Source organism: Pedobacter sp. GR22-6, from assembly GCF_037402555.1.
Lineage (GTDB): Bacteria > Bacteroidota > Bacteroidia > Sphingobacteriales > Sphingobacteriaceae > Pedobacter.
In genome coordinates, this window is record NZ_JBBEUC010000001.1 from 515989 (window position 1) to 531439 (window position 15451).

Genomic DNA, 15451 nt, shown 5'->3' on the forward strand with positions numbered 1-15451 from the left:
AAAGACGGCCCTTTCTTAGGGCAAGTTTTCCTCTTTTAGGGCAAGTTTTCAAACTTGCTCACCTTCGCTAATTGACAATCATCGAAAAGTTCTAAAATGCCGGCTGGCAATCTCCGTAGATAGGGTTAAAGCTCATGGATACCTTATCTGATGCTGAGTACGATTTCCTGATCCACAAGGGTATGAGGAAAAGATAAGGTCTTATACATTGCCACAGCCGGTAAATTGTTAGGCTATCACACGTTCTACTCAGGCAAACCCTATCCTGATTCTGCCATTGCTATGGAGGGGGCTGAAATCCTTTTTATCACTATAGGAGCGTTTAAAAGTATGGCAAGTCAGTCAACAGGTTTTGAGCATGCTTATACCGAGATGTTGGGAGAGGAGCTGGTTGTCTTTGGTAATTTTGCTTCTCTGGGCAAATCAGGACATTCAGAAGCCAGTTTAGCCAGGACCTTGGTTGTGCTTGCTTATAAGCTCAGTTATGGTCAGCTTGGAGAAAACCTGGAGGTCAGCATCTCCAGGAAAGACTTGTCCAATCTGATTGACATTGCAGAAGAAAATATCAGCCGTTTTCTAAGTGCTTTTAAAGCAGAAGGACTGATTAGTACCAAAGGCAGCAGGATTACTCTTTTAAAGGTTAATAAGTTGATTACATTAGCCAATGAACCATTGCTGGAGTAGTAACCGTCACGTTTGGCTATGTAAGCGGATTGAATTAATGGCTAGTTTCCATCAACTGCCTGTTTTGGTATAAATGTATCTGGCATTTTCTGTTTTACACGTCAACAATGGGGCTTCCTGCCGTTTCTTATTCATCAATACGGCAAGTGATTTTTGGAGATCGGCTGGTGTAAAAGAAAGCTCTTTCTTATTTTTTAACTTTAAAAACAACTCCAACGCATTCCGATCGCCGTCGAAGTAACCTTCCTGGCAAAGCGCCAAAACTATAGCATGCAAAGCCTCATTTACTTGCTTACGCTCACCTTTGATTGACTTTTTGCTCCATATGATCTCTGCCGATTTAGTGCCATCTGCAAAATGGACACGGTGTTTGTAAACTATTTTTGTCGCAGAGATTTTTTTTGATGCATGAAGGATGACTTCTTCACCAGGCTTTAGGTCATTGGGTACGAGGTTTTGAATGGAAATTTGGAGGATGCTGGGCAATATATCCAACTGTTCTGTTTTCAGCTTGTCCTTTTCCGTTGGATCCAGTAATTCAAAGAAGTACTTATTGCGTTTTCCTATTAAAAATGATAGTTCTTCACTTGCTGCTCTATAATTTGAAAGAAGCCGCTTGTGAAAAAGATGCAGATGCCCTAAAAATGGCCATGAAGGTATACCAAGCCTTTATCTGGGATACAGATCAGGAATTTGAACCCTGGCACACTGCATGGGTTTACGTGCACATTATGGGAACGCTGGACGCATTGATCCAATTGAATACCAGCTCTTTTTTTGACTTTGAGTACGGACAGACGTTCGGAAATTTTTATGGAGCCTATATATATAAGTATGCCGATCGATATCCTAAACCTCCGGATGCGGATACTACTGTGAACTTATTATATGAACTTTTCCAAAAAGTAGAGGCATGCTATATTAATTTATAAATTTCACCGAATCAAAGAGTACATTATGAGATATTGCAGGAACTGTTCAGTGCGGTGCAGTTAAAATTTGCTGAACCCCAAGCCATCCAAATACATCTGGCCTTTTATATGGCGAAGGAACTGGAACACTCAAAAAAGCGCCGCAGTTGATCGGCTCGATCAAAGACGGCAATAGGCCGGTGGTTACCGCTACCGGCGAATGCGGGCAGGAACAGAAACTGCGCATCGAAGCGATGCTGCGTTGCGGTAACTACAATTTGTTGTGGAATTTTTTCTTTTGCCCAGCGGCTGGGTGAAATCAGCAGATAATCAGCAAATGATATTTGGCTTAATCTAACATTTACCTTAATCCAGCGTTTGCTCAGGAGACCAGAATGGTCTGATCTTCAACTTGGCTTTGCAGTATTTATGAGCAAACTTGCAGCACGGTTGTTCAAGTATTCGTCACTCTAAAAGGTTTTTTCAATTAAAAGCTGGGTTAGCGTGTAAAGAGGTTTCAGAGAAAAAGAGCAGCAAATAAATCAATTGGTGTTTTGGGAAACGGGCCTGTCCTTTTAGGCAGGGCTTTTTTTTGTGATTTTAACTGATCTGTTGTATGTATAACGCGGAAATTGCGTCGTTTGTATGTGGGAGAAAATATACTCTGAGAAGCGATTTTTTATCACACGGAGGTACTACTTTTGAGAAAATTTAACGATTATGAGTACAGATTTTCATCCAGATAATTCGATTGTGAGGTGCTGCATCAAAGGTATAAGGCTTGAAGAACAGGGGCAAAATGGAGAGGCAGGCGTTCTTTTTCTTCAGGCCTGGGACAACGCTGTCAGTGACTTTGATAGGTTTCTTGCCGCCTGGTTTCTTGCAAGGGTGCAGCCTGCTGTTTCTGAGCGGATTTTGTGGTATGAAAGGGCTTTAGAATTGGCGCTGAAGGTGGGTAATCAGGCTGTAATCAGTGCCTTCTCTTCTTTGCACAATCACCTGTCAAGCTGCTATCAGCAAGCCGGAGATTTGGAGAAAGCCGCCAAACACCAAGAGCTGGCAATAACTTCTTTAAGCCAGCCTGAGGATAGGGGACCGTTTTACCATGGAACCAGGGCGCAGCTGAGTACTGGTGATTTATTGAATCCCGGCCGGGTGTCCAATTATCAGTCAGATGTAGTGATGAACCATATTTACTTTACTGCCCTGGCTAGTGGAGCTGGCCTGGCTGCTGCACTAGCACCGGGAGAAAATCCGGAACGGGTTTATATTGTTGAACCAACAGGCGGCTTTGAGGATGATCCCAACGTGACTAATCTAAAATTCCCCGGCAATCCGACGCGTTCCTACCGGAGTGGCGAAGCCCTGAAGATTATTGGGGAGTTGAGTGAATGGCAGAGAACAACGCCAGAACAAATACAGCGGATTCGCGACCGGTTCGCTGGCCAAAAAGATGAAATTATCAATTAATGGTTTTTTATTGGTGTTGGATTAGCGCTCGTATTATAGTTCTTTTTCAGTGCTTTGCATGGGATGGTTAATTCATCCGACATATCAGGATTGCTCTCAATCGTCCAAGACACTCTTTTTCGTGGCATTTGCCGCAAATGACAAACAACGGTGGCTCATTTATCTGAACGGCTTTGCCCACTTCCAAGGATAGGAAACTGTGTCGAAGTTCAGGGAGGAAAGTTGCTGTATTTCATGCATCTGTTGGTTTTGCTACCAGGTTAACCCTATTCGTGTGGAAATGGTTTTTGAACATTAGAAACGCAGGATCAAATGAAAAAGCCGGATTGCTCCGGCCTTGTTTTCATAGGTAGGTATTTTATTCGCTGATATTTTCCAGACGGTAGCGATAGGTCTCAATTTCACTCAAAGCCTCGCGGATGCCGGTACGCTGTCTTTGCAGCAGTTCGATGTGGTCGGCATGGGTAGCAGGGTCATCCAGTGTCTGGTCGAATTTTTCGAGAGCTGCTTTTTCTCCGGTTTCAATGGCGTTAAGGATGGCAACATCTTCTTTGCTGGTCAAAGCTTGTTTGATGTCGATCCAGGTACGGTGCAGTGCGCCCAATATTCCCCCAGTTTCATTTTCAGATTCACCACCGTGTTGTTCCAGGTGTGCTTTGAGGTCATCGGCAAAAGCCGCGCGCTGGGCGGAATATTTCAGGAATAGCCCTTGCAGTTCTATACTCTCAGTGGTTTCGCTCGCAGATTCGTAGCCCTCTTTACCATCGTTTAGGATATTGATCAGGCCTTTCAGGTCGCTGATGATTGTTTTGTTGTCTTCCATGGTATTGCTCTTTTTTGTTTGTGATAACCTTCCATCCGGGAAAAAGTTTACTTTTTTGGCTAAAGGCATTTCAAAAAATTAGGCGTGAAGCTATTGATGGATCTGGGGCCTCTGGATGGCCTGAATAGTAAAGGTTGGATGATCGAGATTTTTAGGGGATTATCTTTCTTTGTCAACGTAGGCGCTAACACGCTCTAGGTCTTTGCTTGAGTATGACCTGGATTAGCCATGTGGCATAAGGCATACAAGCAAATTTGTTTAATCACTTTTATCACATTATGTATGAAAATTTTAGTAGTAGGGGGAACGGGGCTGATTGGTAAAGACGTCAGCAAAAAATTGACAGCAGCAGGGCATGAGGTAATCATTGGATCACCTTCGTGTGGGGTTGACGTAATTTCTGGTGAAGGTCTTGTCAAAGCTATGGAAAGGACGGATGTAGTCATTGACCTTTCTAATTCCGCATCACCAGATGACCAAACGGCTTTGACTTTTTTCCGTGCCGCAGGGGAAAACCTTATATCTCATGAAAAGAAAGCAGACGTGAAACATCACCTGGTGCTGTCGATCGTTGGGACAGACAGGGCCACCTATATCGGGTACCTACAGGCGAAAAAGGAACAGGAAGATATCGTCAAGAATTCTGGGATACCCTATACCATCATCCGCTCCACTCAATTTCATGAACACATGACTACTTTAGTTGCCGTTCAGGGCACTGAGACGGAGGTAAATATCTCGACAGTCGATTACCAGCCTATCGCTGCAACTGATGTAGTCGATATGGTGGTCAAACTGGCATTGGAAGAACCTAAGAACGGTTTGGTCGAGATCGCAGGTCCGGAACGCAGCTTAATGACTGATTTCGTTAAGCAATATCTTGAGCACATTAAGAGCGGGAAAAAACTTGTTCAAGATGATGACAATAAGTACATGTTTTTTGAGATCCCTAAAGATCTTTTGGTTCCACTTGCCGAATATAGGTCTGGTCAGATCAGTTTTAGTGACTGGCTTGATGTATATTCAAGCTAGGTATATAGATCACCGAGGTAGGTTACGTGGTAACCTACTGTTGGTTATTTCAGTTCTGCTAGCGCCGCTGCAAATCTATCCATCTCATCATCGTTGAGAGATGCAAAACCCAACCTAATACCATTTACGGTTTCTGAATACCGGTAAATGCTTCCGTCATTCATATAAATGCCTTTCTTATATAGCCGGCCTGACAGTTCAGTTATGGAATATTCCTCGGGAAAAAGGAGCCAAACCGCCATTCCTCCCTGTGGGATGGAAAATTGGACTAGGTCTCCTAACGATGCTGTTAAAAGCTGGCAAAATCTATCACGTCGCTGCCGGTACAATTTAACCGATCTATTTAAATGTCTTTGCATTTCACCGTTACTGAAAAGGTGCGCTACAGAAGCTTCGAACAAAACATCGCCCCGTATTTCCACAAGTTGTTTAAACCTTGATGCCTGCTGTATAAAGTCGATACTTCCTACTAGGTAACCAAGTCGTGTAGAGGATGACAGGGTTTTGGAGACAGAGCCGACATAAAGTACATAACCACCATGCTCCGCACTGGCCAAAGGCAAAATTGGACTGTTGTTATAATGAAAATCATAGTCGTAATCGTCTTCTATCACTGGCAATTGATATCTGCGGATTATCTCTAAAAGCTTCATTCTCCTCTCAGCGCTCAGAGTGACCGTTGTTGGGTGATGATGGTGAGGAATGATGTAGAGCAGGTCAGGTCGGGATTTTTTACAAATCTCCTCGATTTGGTCTACATCGATACCATACCGGTCTACCTTCACCTTAACTAGTTTCGCGCCTAATTGCTCAAATAGCTTATCGGCCAGGATATAGTTGAGCTCGGCAACGATTATCCTGCTCCCTGGCTTTAAGATCATACTTGCTGCTATATAAATGGCAAGTTGCGCGCCGTGAGTGACTAAAACCTGATCAGCTTTTATATTTAAGGCTCTGGTTTTTGATAAGAAGCTGGCAAGCTCAGTACACAATGATGCATTGCCCGCTGGGCTACCAGTCAAAAAATGCCGATGTAAATCCGTTCTGTTCGATAAGGCTTTGTAGCGGTTGAGTATAGAATGGATTGGCGCGACCCTTGGGTCTGGCTGACCATCATTGATCATCAAGTGATAAGGTTTCACTTCCCGGTATGGTGGTGGGTCAAAGCTTATCCGGTGATAGAAATCTGGCAGAACCTGTGCATTTCGACTTAAGGAATGCGTTGATTTAAAACTTATTGGATTCATCACTGGTAAATTTCTGGAAACAAAGACGCCTTTTGTTCCTATCACTTCTAACCAGCCTTGAGCTTTCAATTCATCATAGGCGGCGATCACGGTTGTACGGTTAAGTTTGATTATAAATGCCATATCCCGACTGGAGGGCAGCTGATCTCCGGCCCTGATTTTACCCTCTCTGATAAGTTTCGTTAATCCATTTGCTAATTGGTTGAAGATTGGCGTAGCTGAAGTTCTATCAATGGATATCAGGTTCGCAAAAGGCAATGTCTGGATGGTCATAACAATCTTTTCTACTGAACTAGGTCATCCAATTTACGTTTAATTTTAAGAAATTCCAGATGTTGCTCATGTACGTGTTTTGGATAATTTGTGTAAACCTGTCTTCTGGTCTGAGGTTAATGTTCTTGGATAGCTCAGTATGAACTTGTTTCGGGGATTTATGCTGAAACTTTTTCTATTTAAGGGTGTTGATTTAGCTGTCTAACTAATTAATACTTCCACCGCAATCTGCGGATCCGATCTGCTTAAGGATCTATTTTCCTCATTATAATTTAAAATCAAAAGATTTCAAAGATTAAACTGGCATATAAGGACTCTTGCTGAACCTCCACTGACGCCAAAACCTGGCGTAGCCAATTTTTAATTAGGATTATTTTTATTGTAAGATTAAATTAAATAGTTATGTTCGCGTCAACGTAACTATCCCTTACACTCTTATGAATAGAATTAAATTTTTGCCCGAGAAATGTTGGTTTAGCTTGTCATTAATTGGCTTGGGAGGGTTTAGCTAACATGGAAGATAAAATGCACGAGTATTTTAATATACAGGCCGCTGTGACCAGCGGTACTGATCTTGATTCCCAACTTTTAAAAATTGATCAAATTTTGAGCGCTATAAATGCCGACACTACCAACGAGGAACAGATCGGGTTATTTGAATCTTTGAGGGCTGACGTTCTTTTTCACTTGAAAAGGTATGATGGAGCATTGGATCAATTAAGAAGCCTATATGATAAAAACCCCATACTTCGTTCTGGTTACGCCAGACGGATCGCTGACGTATATCTGAAAATTAATAGACAAAAAGATGCAATTTCTTTATTGGAGACAAGACTCAGGGAAGAAACTGATGTAACTTTCAAGTTAAATATATTAAATTGGTTTGCTACAAATATCTTAGATCCTTCAGCGTCAATCACAGATTTTCAAGTACACATCGGTCAGACATCCGATGAGTTGGGAATCAAAATCCCCGAAAATATGGATGCTCGTGAAGCTGTGAGGTTTTTAAAGTCAGAATTGAAGCTGGCGGAGCAACGTTTTATTGAGCTGACGAGATCTGGCGAAAATAAGCCCGTGGAAGAGCAAATTCGTGATATCGAAATCTATATTGCTCAGGAGAAGGTGGTTCGATTTCGGAAGTTCGCGGAACAGCACTTGCTGCATCTGGAAAAATCAGAGTAAGCATTCTAGTCCTTACAAGACCAAATGACTTTCGAGTTTAGTGTTTCTGAAAAATGGGAGAGTTCAAATTTTCGCGGCGATTGAATTTGTCAATGAACATGAATTTTGAAGGTTATTACTTTATAAGCTTTAAAATAATCATGCTACTTTTACAGGTATTATTACGACAGGTATGAATGACATTAGCGCAACCTCAGGAGAACATCTCATTTCACTAAGAAGTGTAAGCCAAAAGGAACTGTGTCTTCCGGCACAATTTAATCAATATACCGTCTTTTTTATTTCTGAAGGTAATGGGAAATTCCATTCTGATTTTGGTATATTCAATTTTGAGACTCCGGTGTTGCTTTTTGCTACCCCATTACAGGTTATACACATGCAGGAATGCAGCAATTTGATTTGCAGGATGCTGCAATTTCATGGCGATTTTTATTGCATTGAATACCACCGAAAAGAAGTGGCATGCAATGGGTTACTTTTTAACAATATATACATTGATCCGGCAGTTTCGCTTAGTCCTGAGGATGCTCAATTTTTCGAGAGCCTGATGCAGCAAATAGCTGTTGAGTGCAGCCAGAGTGCATCATCAGAGATTGTACTTCGTGCCTACCTGCAGCTGTTTCTGGCCAAAGCGAGCACCTTGAAACAGAGAATTCTGGGAGCACAGGTATACCAATTGGAAAAAGATGATCAAATGGAAAAATTTCGGCTGTTGTTGGATGAGCACTACCTGATCCTTCATAAACCCTCAGACTATTCGGGCCTGCTGGCCATGTCACCCGATAACTTCAGCCGGCGTTGTACAAAATATTTCAAGAAATCACCCTCACAACTGATTCAGGAGCGCTTGGTTCTGGAAGCCAAAAAACAATTGCATCTTACGCGTCAAAGCATTAAGGAGATTGCGTACAACCTTAAATTTAAGGATGAATTTTATTTTAGCCGGTTCTTCAAAAAGCTAACTCAGGTATCCCCTCAGGCATTTCGTGATCAAACTGGAATCTCGATAGTGGCGGATTTGTCCAGTTATTAGCCGGAGTTGTCCATGGTCTGGAACGATGGCTTGCCGTAGTTTTGATAAAAAACAACAGCATGAAAAATACATTTATTTTCAGCATTGCGGCGCTCGACAGTTTCGGCAAAAATGCCATCAGACTTGGCATAGTCATCGTGTTTATTTGGATAGGAAGCCTCAAATTTTTTACTTATGAGGCAGATGGCATTGTGCCCTTTGTGGCCAACAGTCCATTCATGTCATTCTTTTACAATCATCCTTCAGACTACAAGTCACATCAGAATAAAGAGGGCGAAATGATCAGGGGCAATCACCAATGGCATAAAAGAAACAACACCTATGGTTTTGCTTATGGATTGGGCATTTTCCTTATCGGAACCTCCATACTTGTTGCTTTACATCCTGTGGCTCCATTACTGAGCATGGTTGGGAGTATCCTGGTATTCCTGATGACCTTGGGTACTTTATCCTTCCTGTTGACCACTCCAGAATCCTGGGTCCCAAGCCTTGGCGATGAGCACTGGGGCTTTCCTTATTTGTCCGGCCGGGGAAGGCTGGTGATTAAGGACGTCGTTATCCTTGGAGGAGCACTGGTCACCATGAGTCAGTCGGCCCGATTATACCTGGATCGCCAGAAGCAAAAAAAAACTTTAAACGATAGATCAAAAAACATGAAAACAATTGAAGTACCTGCCAAAGCGCAGGTAAGTACCGAATCCCAAGCCATCTTTGAACAAATTCAAAAAAAATTAGGCAAAGTTCCAAACCTGTATGCAGTTATTGGATATTCCGCTCATGCACTTCAGGGTATGCTGGAATTTGAGGACAGGTTAAGTGCCAGCAGCATCTTTACTGCTAAAGAAAGGGAAGCGGTCAATCTCATCGTTTCGCAGGTCAATTCTTGTGATTACTGTTTGGCCGCCCACACCGCCTTGGCGCTGATGAAAGGCTTTAGTAAAGACGATACGATAGCGATACGTAAGGCCGAGGTGACCGAGCCTAAACTGAGCAGCATTGTACTTCTGGCACAGTCAATCGCGAAAAATAAAGGCGCAGCTGATCAGGTTCTGCAAGACAATTTTTTCTCGGCTGGTTATACTGAAGCGGCTCTGATTGAACTGATCGGACTCATTACCCTGCGTAGCTTTACCAATTACGTATTTGCTGCTACAGCGGTTCCAGTCGATTTCCCGCTTGCCGACACCATCAGTTTCGATTGAGCAATCGGTTATTTGTTCTTCAAAGTCAAAGCGCGATCTGGTAAGCAATTGCCTGAAGCGCTTTTGCTGTAAATAAAGGCTGCAGGAAATTGACTTATTTTAAATCAACTTAATTATATAGTTTTGCATTCATAACCAGGTATCATATGCAATTACGGGATGAATAGTTATAAGACCTTCAGTGATACAGAGCTGTGCTCCTTATTGAAGGACGGTGATGAAAGTGCCTATACCGAAATCTACAATCGGTACTGGCAAACCATCTATTCCATTGCCTACAACAGGCTGCGGAATCTGGAATCCGCGCAGGATCTGGTACACGATACCTTTGCCAGTCTGTGGATCAACCGGGAGAAAGTCAGTATTGAAAATTTAAAATCCTATCTCGCCGTGTCGATCAAATACCGCATTATTGAACTCATCCGCCGGGAAAAGCTCGCTAGTACATTTGAGCTTCTGGCGCCATCAGCGTACCCTGGAAATTTTAATGATGCCAGTGAAGCGTTGCATTTTAAAAATATACTCCGTTTGATGGAGGAAGAAATAGAAAACCTTCCAGAACGTTGCAAACTGATTTTTAAATACAGTCGCAACGAGAATAAATCGGCAAAAGAAATTGCTTCCGAGCTGAACATCTCTCAAAGTACGGTCGAGAACCAGTTGAACAAGGCCCTGAGCAGATTGCGTCTCGTCCTTAAAAACCTGAATTCTTTTTTCTTTTAGGCATAAGCACCCTCCCGGGCTGCATTTGCGCCAATTTTATAACTAAATTATTTTTTTTTCATTTTGGCGTAGGTGTGATGGGCGAGAAGTTGTACTTAACATACAAACGAGTATAAATGGGGATGTCGACACCGCTGTTAACAGCGATTGAAAATTATATTAACGGTAAGGCTTCACCGGCTGAAAAGCAGCTGGTAGATGACTGGTATCATACCTTCGATGATAGGAAAGTGGTGATTCATTCAGCAGAAATGCAGTTAAAAGAACAAATAGATGCGAAACTCCGCGCACGATTGGTAAAAACAACCGCGGTGGAATCCTTAAGGTCTGCCCCTGTACACCAACTAAATGCTCCGGCCTGGAAAACCTGGGCAGCAGTAGTGGCTGTGTTAGTTACCTCCGCAATTGGCCTTTATTTATTTACATCCGGGAATAGCAGTCAGGATTTGTTGGTCTCAGTGCCTGACTTTGCTCCTGCTAAAAATACAGCTATACTCACCCTGGCCAATGGTAAACAAATCAAACTGACGGACCAAAGCCAAGGGCAATTGGCTACGGAGTCTGGAGTAAGTATAAGTAAAACCAAAGAGGGAGAGTTACTTTATACTGCACTCCAGGACGATCGGTCTGCTGCGCTGCCGGTAACTATCAATACCATCGCAACTCCGCGGGGGGGGACTTATTTGGTGAGCCTGCCTGATGGTACCAGAGTATGGCTGAATGCCGCTTCCACGCTTCGTTATCCCACACGGTTTATTGGAAAAGAAAGGAGTGTTGAATTGAGCGGAGAAGCTTATTTTGAAGTAGCGAAGATTCATGATAAGCGGATGCCCTTCTTTGTCCGCAGCGAGCGGCAAACCGTCGAAGTTTTAGGGACACACTTCAATGTCAATAATTATGATGACGAGGAACAGGTTAAAACAACGCTTCTAGAAGGATCCGTACGGATAGGCTCGATGAATGGAAAAAATGCGCTGTTAAAGCCGGGCGAGCAGGCGATTATTCAGTCAGGCTCCCTGAATGTACAAACTGCTGATCTGTCGACAGAAATGGCCTGGAAAAATGGTGAATTTATTTTTACCAATAACGACTTTCGAACAGAAATGCGTAAGGTTGCACGCTGGTATGATGTAGAAATCATATTCGACGAATCTGTACCTAAAGACATCTCACTGGGAGGTTTTATCTCCAATAGCAAAAATATCTCTGCTGTGCTGAAGCTCATTGCGCTGACAGGTAAAGTTCATTTTAAGATCGAGGGAAGGAGGATATTGGTAACGAACTAGACAATTCTACTTAAAGTTATTGCTGAAAAAAGACCAGTGTGCGACAACACAACTGGCCTTAACGATCCGGCAAAAGAAAATAAATACCATTCTATAACTTCTAACCAGACTAAACAAATGTATGAAAATTCCGCCAGGAACCTTGGTGCGCCTAATTGGCATGTTCAAAAAATTCTACGTATTATGCGGCTAACAACTTTACTGTTAATGCTTTTTATGGTTCAGGTGAGTGCGGCGGGCTACGGCCAGCGGGTTACGCTCTCACATAAAAAAGCAAGCCTTGGAAAACTTTTCAGGGAAATTCACAATCAGACCGGCTACGATTTTCTCTATGACGCGAAGAAAATCAGTGAAAAAGCCCCCGTCGATATCAACGTTACGGACAGAAAGTTGGAAGAAGTGCTCGACCTCTGTTTTAAAGGACAAAACCTGGAGTATTCTATCGAAGACAAAGCTGTCATTGTCAGGGAGATCAAAAACTCGGCGAAAAAATCGATCCCGATTGACATAGATAGCAGGCCCTATAGCTTACAAATTTCTATATCGGGAAGTGTAAGGGACACTCTTGGAAAAGGACTACCCGGAGTAAGTATCAAAATAAAAGGAACTTCAAGAGGAGCCAGTACCGATCCCGATGGTAGGTTCAGTATTGTGGTACCGGGTCCTGAAAGTGTTCTTGTCGTTTCCTATGTTGGTTTCATTACCCGGGAGATCACAGTAAGAGATTCCAAAATCCTGGATATCGTTCTGAAAGAAAATTCTGACGCCTTAGATGAGGTAGCGGTTGTAGCTTTTGGGACGCAAAAGAAATCCAGTATGGTGAGTTCTATTACGACCATCAACCCTAAAGAATTAAAAGTACCGTCCAGCAATCTAACCACAGCATTGGCAGGCCGTCTTTCCGGTGTCATCGCTTACCAGCGAAGTGGTGAGCCTGGAAGGGATAATGCGGACTTTTTCATTAGGGGAGTTACTACTTTCGGTTATAAAAGAGATCCGTTAATATTAATAAACGGTGTGGAAACAACTACGCAGGAGCTGGCCAGGCTACAGGTAGATGATATTGCAGCTTTTTCCATCCTGAAGGATGCCACGGCAACAGCACTTTATGGTGCCAGGGGTGCCAATGGTGTGGTTCAGGTGACTACCAAAGAAGGCGCTCAGGGCAGTGCAGTCATTTCATTCAGGGCTGAAAACTCTTTTTCGTCAAACACTAAGGATATTGAACTCGCGGATCCGGTTACCTTTATGAGAGCAGCCAATGAAGCGAACCTGACCCGGGATCCGCTTTCCGGTTATGCTTATAGCCTGGAGAAAATAGATGGAACTATTTCTGGAGAAAACCCACTGCTCTATCCAGTTACTGATTGGCGTAAAATGCTCATCAAGGATGTAACCGCCAATCAGCGATACAACCTGAGTGTGAGCGGCGGTGGTGCGATTGCCAGGTATTACATATCCGGAGCGCTGAACCAGGATAACGGAAACCTGAAGGTAGATAAAACTGCCAACTTCAATAATAACATCAACCTAAAATCCTATCAGTTGCGTAGTAACGTGAATATCAACGTAACCAAAACGACAGAAATCATTGCCAGACTGGCTGGCAGTTTTGATGATTACAATGGTCCGGTCGACGGAGGTGAGGCCACATACAAGAAAATTATGCGGTCTAACCAAGTCTTATTCCCAGCATTCTATCCGGCTTCAATGATGCCCTCTACCAAACACATCCTCTTCGGAAACGCCAGTCGTGGTGATGCCAGTTCCGGAGCCAGCTATTCCAATCCATATGCAGATTTGGTTAAAGGGTACAAAGATTCCTCAAAATCATTGCTGGAAGCCCAGTTTGAGTTGAAACAAAACCTTGATTTTGTGACCCCGGGTTTTTCAGCGAGCGGGATGTTCAATACTTCAAGGTATTCCTATTTTGATGTGAATCGATTTTACAACCCATATTTTTATAACATCAGCTATTACGAGCCTCAAACCAATCAATATACCCTTTCCTTGCTAAATGAGGCTAATAACCCAACTGAATATCTGAACTATAACGAGGGTGGCAAAGACATCAGCACGACGCTGTACCTTCAGGCCAATTTAATGTATACCCGACAGTTTTCGGGCAAACATGACCTCAGTGGTTTGCTCGTTTTCCAACGCAGACAGCAATTACTGGCAAATCAGGGAACCTTACAAAAATCCTTGCCTTACCGTAATCAGGGCTTGTCGGGCAGGTTCACTTATGGCTACGACAACAGGTATCTTCTAGAGATGACTTTCGGTTACAACGGATCCGAGCGCTTCGACCGTAGTCACCGTTATGGTTTTTTCCCTGCAATCGGCGGTGGATGGGTAGTTTCCAATGAGAAGTTCTGGACCGGAATCAAAGAAGTCGTACAAAAACTCAAACTCAAAGGAACCTACGGTTTAGTGGGTAACGATGCCATTGGCGATGCAAATGATCGCTTCTTCTACCTTTCGGAACTGAATACCAGCGATGGCGGAAAGGCGTATACCTTCGGGGAAAATTACGACTATACGAAGAATGGATTTACCATAAATCGTTATGAGAACAGGGACATCTCCTGGGAAAAAGCCTACAAAACCAATATAGGGATAGAGGTCGGATTTCTGCGGGGATTCGAGTTCCAGGCAGATTATTTCTCCGAAACAAGAGAGAATATCCTGATGGATCGCGCCTCGATTCCAGCAAGTGTTGGCCTGGCCGCCAATCCAAGGGCGAATGTAGGGCGTGCAAAAGCAAATGGCCTGGATATGTCTCTTGATTACAATAAAAGCTTTAACAATTCCCTTTGGCTGCAAATGCGTGGCAATTTTACCTACGCACACAGCGAGTACCTTCAATATGAAGAGCCTGCATATAATGAAAAATATCTCCTGCATGTAGGACAGCCGATAGACCAAATATTTGGCTTGCTCGCTGAGCGACTTTTCGTTGACCAATACGATGTGAATAATTCCCCAAGACAAACTTACGGTGAGTACGGCCCCGGAGACATCAAATACAGGGATATGAATGGAGACGGCCAAATCACTGACTTGGATAAAGTGCCTATCGGTTTTCCAAGGGTTCCTGAGATCATTTATGGATTTGGTTTTTCAACTGGCTACAAGGGCTTTGACCTTTCCGCATTTTTTCAGGGCTCTGCAAGATCAACCTTCTGGTTGGACGGAAGTAATACATCGCCCTTTCAAAATGACATCCCATTACTAAAAGCATATGCCGATGACCACTGGTCTGAGCAAAACAGGAATCTCTACGCAATGTGGCCACGATTTGACCCAAAGTATAATGGAAATAACCTCAGCCAATACAGCACCTGGTTTATGCGGAATGGCGCTTTTCTGAGATTAAAAACCCTGGAGCTGGGTTACTCCCTGTCTAAGGACGTCAGCAAGAAGCTATTTCTTTCCTCCGCGAGGTTTTATGCCAGTGGAAATAACCTGTTCCTGCTAAGTGGATTTAAAATGTGGGATATAGAAATGGGTGGAAACGGCTTGGGCTACCCGGTTCAAAAAGTTTTCAATTTTGGAGTACAAGTAAAATTTTAATACGAC

The 15451-nt window shown here is 43.2% G+C and carries 13 protein-coding genes; 10 read left to right on the plus strand and 3 right to left on the minus strand.

What is annotated here, in order from left to right; all coding sequences use genetic code 11:
- Positions 1-330 precede the first annotated feature (330 nt).
- Positions 331-684 carry a helix-turn-helix domain-containing protein gene (locus WAE59_RS02310; RefSeq protein WP_337854310.1) on the plus strand — a complete coding sequence of 118 codons (354 nt, stop codon included), beginning with the start codon at positions 331-333 and terminating at the stop codon, positions 682-684.
- Positions 685-735: 51 nt separating this feature from the next.
- Here WAE59_RS02310 and WAE59_RS02315 read toward each other — a convergent pair whose 3' ends face one another.
- Entirely contained in the window at positions 736-1179 is a 444-nt protein-coding gene (locus WAE59_RS02315; protein ID WP_337854311.1) for a hypothetical protein, read from the minus strand.
- 77 nt (positions 1180-1256) lie between these two features.
- On the opposite strand from WAE59_RS02315, the gene WAE59_RS02320 reads away from it, so the two are divergent.
- Complete coding sequence (locus WAE59_RS02320) at positions 1257-1616, plus strand: hypothetical protein (protein ID WP_337854312.1); 360 nt, start codon at positions 1257-1259, stop codon at positions 1614-1616.
- Positions 1617-2651: 1035 nt separating this feature from the next.
- Positions 2652-3065 (plus strand): NAD(+)--rifampin ADP-ribosyltransferase, encoded by a 414-nt coding sequence (gene arr / locus WAE59_RS25805; RefSeq protein ID WP_443147253.1) that lies wholly within the window; start codon positions 2652-2654, stop codon positions 3063-3065.
- A 358-nt stretch (positions 3066-3423) separates the two neighbouring features.
- Here the strand turns inward: arr and WAE59_RS02330 are convergent, their stop codons facing one another.
- On the minus strand, positions 3424-3957 hold the full coding sequence (locus tag WAE59_RS02330) for a ferritin-like domain-containing protein (protein WP_337854314.1): 534 nt from the start codon (positions 3955-3957) through the stop codon (positions 3424-3426).
- A gap of 213 nt (positions 3958-4170) precedes the next feature.
- Here WAE59_RS02330 and WAE59_RS02335 point away from each other — a divergent pair, with 213 nt between their 5' ends.
- On the plus strand, positions 4171-4920 hold the full coding sequence (locus tag WAE59_RS02335) for an SDR family oxidoreductase (protein ID WP_337854315.1): 750 nt from the start codon (positions 4171-4173) through the stop codon (positions 4918-4920).
- Positions 4921-4964: 44 nt separating this feature from the next.
- On the opposite strand, the gene WAE59_RS02340 is transcribed toward WAE59_RS02335, so the two are convergent.
- A complete protein-coding gene (locus tag WAE59_RS02340; protein ID WP_337854316.1) occupies positions 4965-6440 on the minus strand; it encodes an aminotransferase-like domain-containing protein in 1476 nt (491 codons plus the stop codon).
- Between the two features lie 513 nt (positions 6441-6953).
- On the opposite strand from WAE59_RS02340, the gene WAE59_RS02345 reads away from it, so the two are divergent.
- The 6 genes from WAE59_RS02345 to WAE59_RS02370 all read left to right on the plus strand — a co-directional run bounded on the left by WAE59_RS02345 (position 6954) and on the right by WAE59_RS02370 (position 15445).
- Entirely contained in the window at positions 6954-7625 is a 672-nt protein-coding gene (locus tag WAE59_RS02345) for a hypothetical protein (protein WP_337854317.1), read from the plus strand.
- Positions 7626-7797: 172 nt separating this feature from the next.
- Positions 7798-8658, plus strand: a complete 861-nt coding sequence (locus WAE59_RS02350; protein ID WP_337854318.1) for a helix-turn-helix domain-containing protein — start codon at positions 7798-7800, stop codon at positions 8656-8658.
- A gap of 59 nt (positions 8659-8717) precedes the next feature.
- On the plus strand, positions 8718-9860 hold the full coding sequence (locus WAE59_RS02355; RefSeq protein ID WP_337854319.1) for a DUF417 family protein: 1143 nt from the start codon (positions 8718-8720) through the stop codon (positions 9858-9860).
- 159 nt (positions 9861-10019) lie between these two features.
- On the plus strand, positions 10020-10583 hold the full coding sequence (locus tag WAE59_RS02360; protein WP_337854320.1) for an RNA polymerase sigma factor: 564 nt from the start codon (positions 10020-10022) through the stop codon (positions 10581-10583).
- Positions 10584-10705: 122 nt separating this feature from the next.
- Entirely contained in the window at positions 10706-11869 is a 1164-nt protein-coding gene (locus tag WAE59_RS02365) for a FecR family protein (RefSeq protein ID WP_337854321.1), read from the plus strand.
- Between the two features lie 207 nt (positions 11870-12076).
- Entirely contained in the window at positions 12077-15445 is a 3369-nt protein-coding gene (locus WAE59_RS02370) for a TonB-dependent receptor (protein WP_337854322.1), read from the plus strand.
- The last annotated feature ends 6 nt before the right edge of the window (positions 15446-15451 follow it).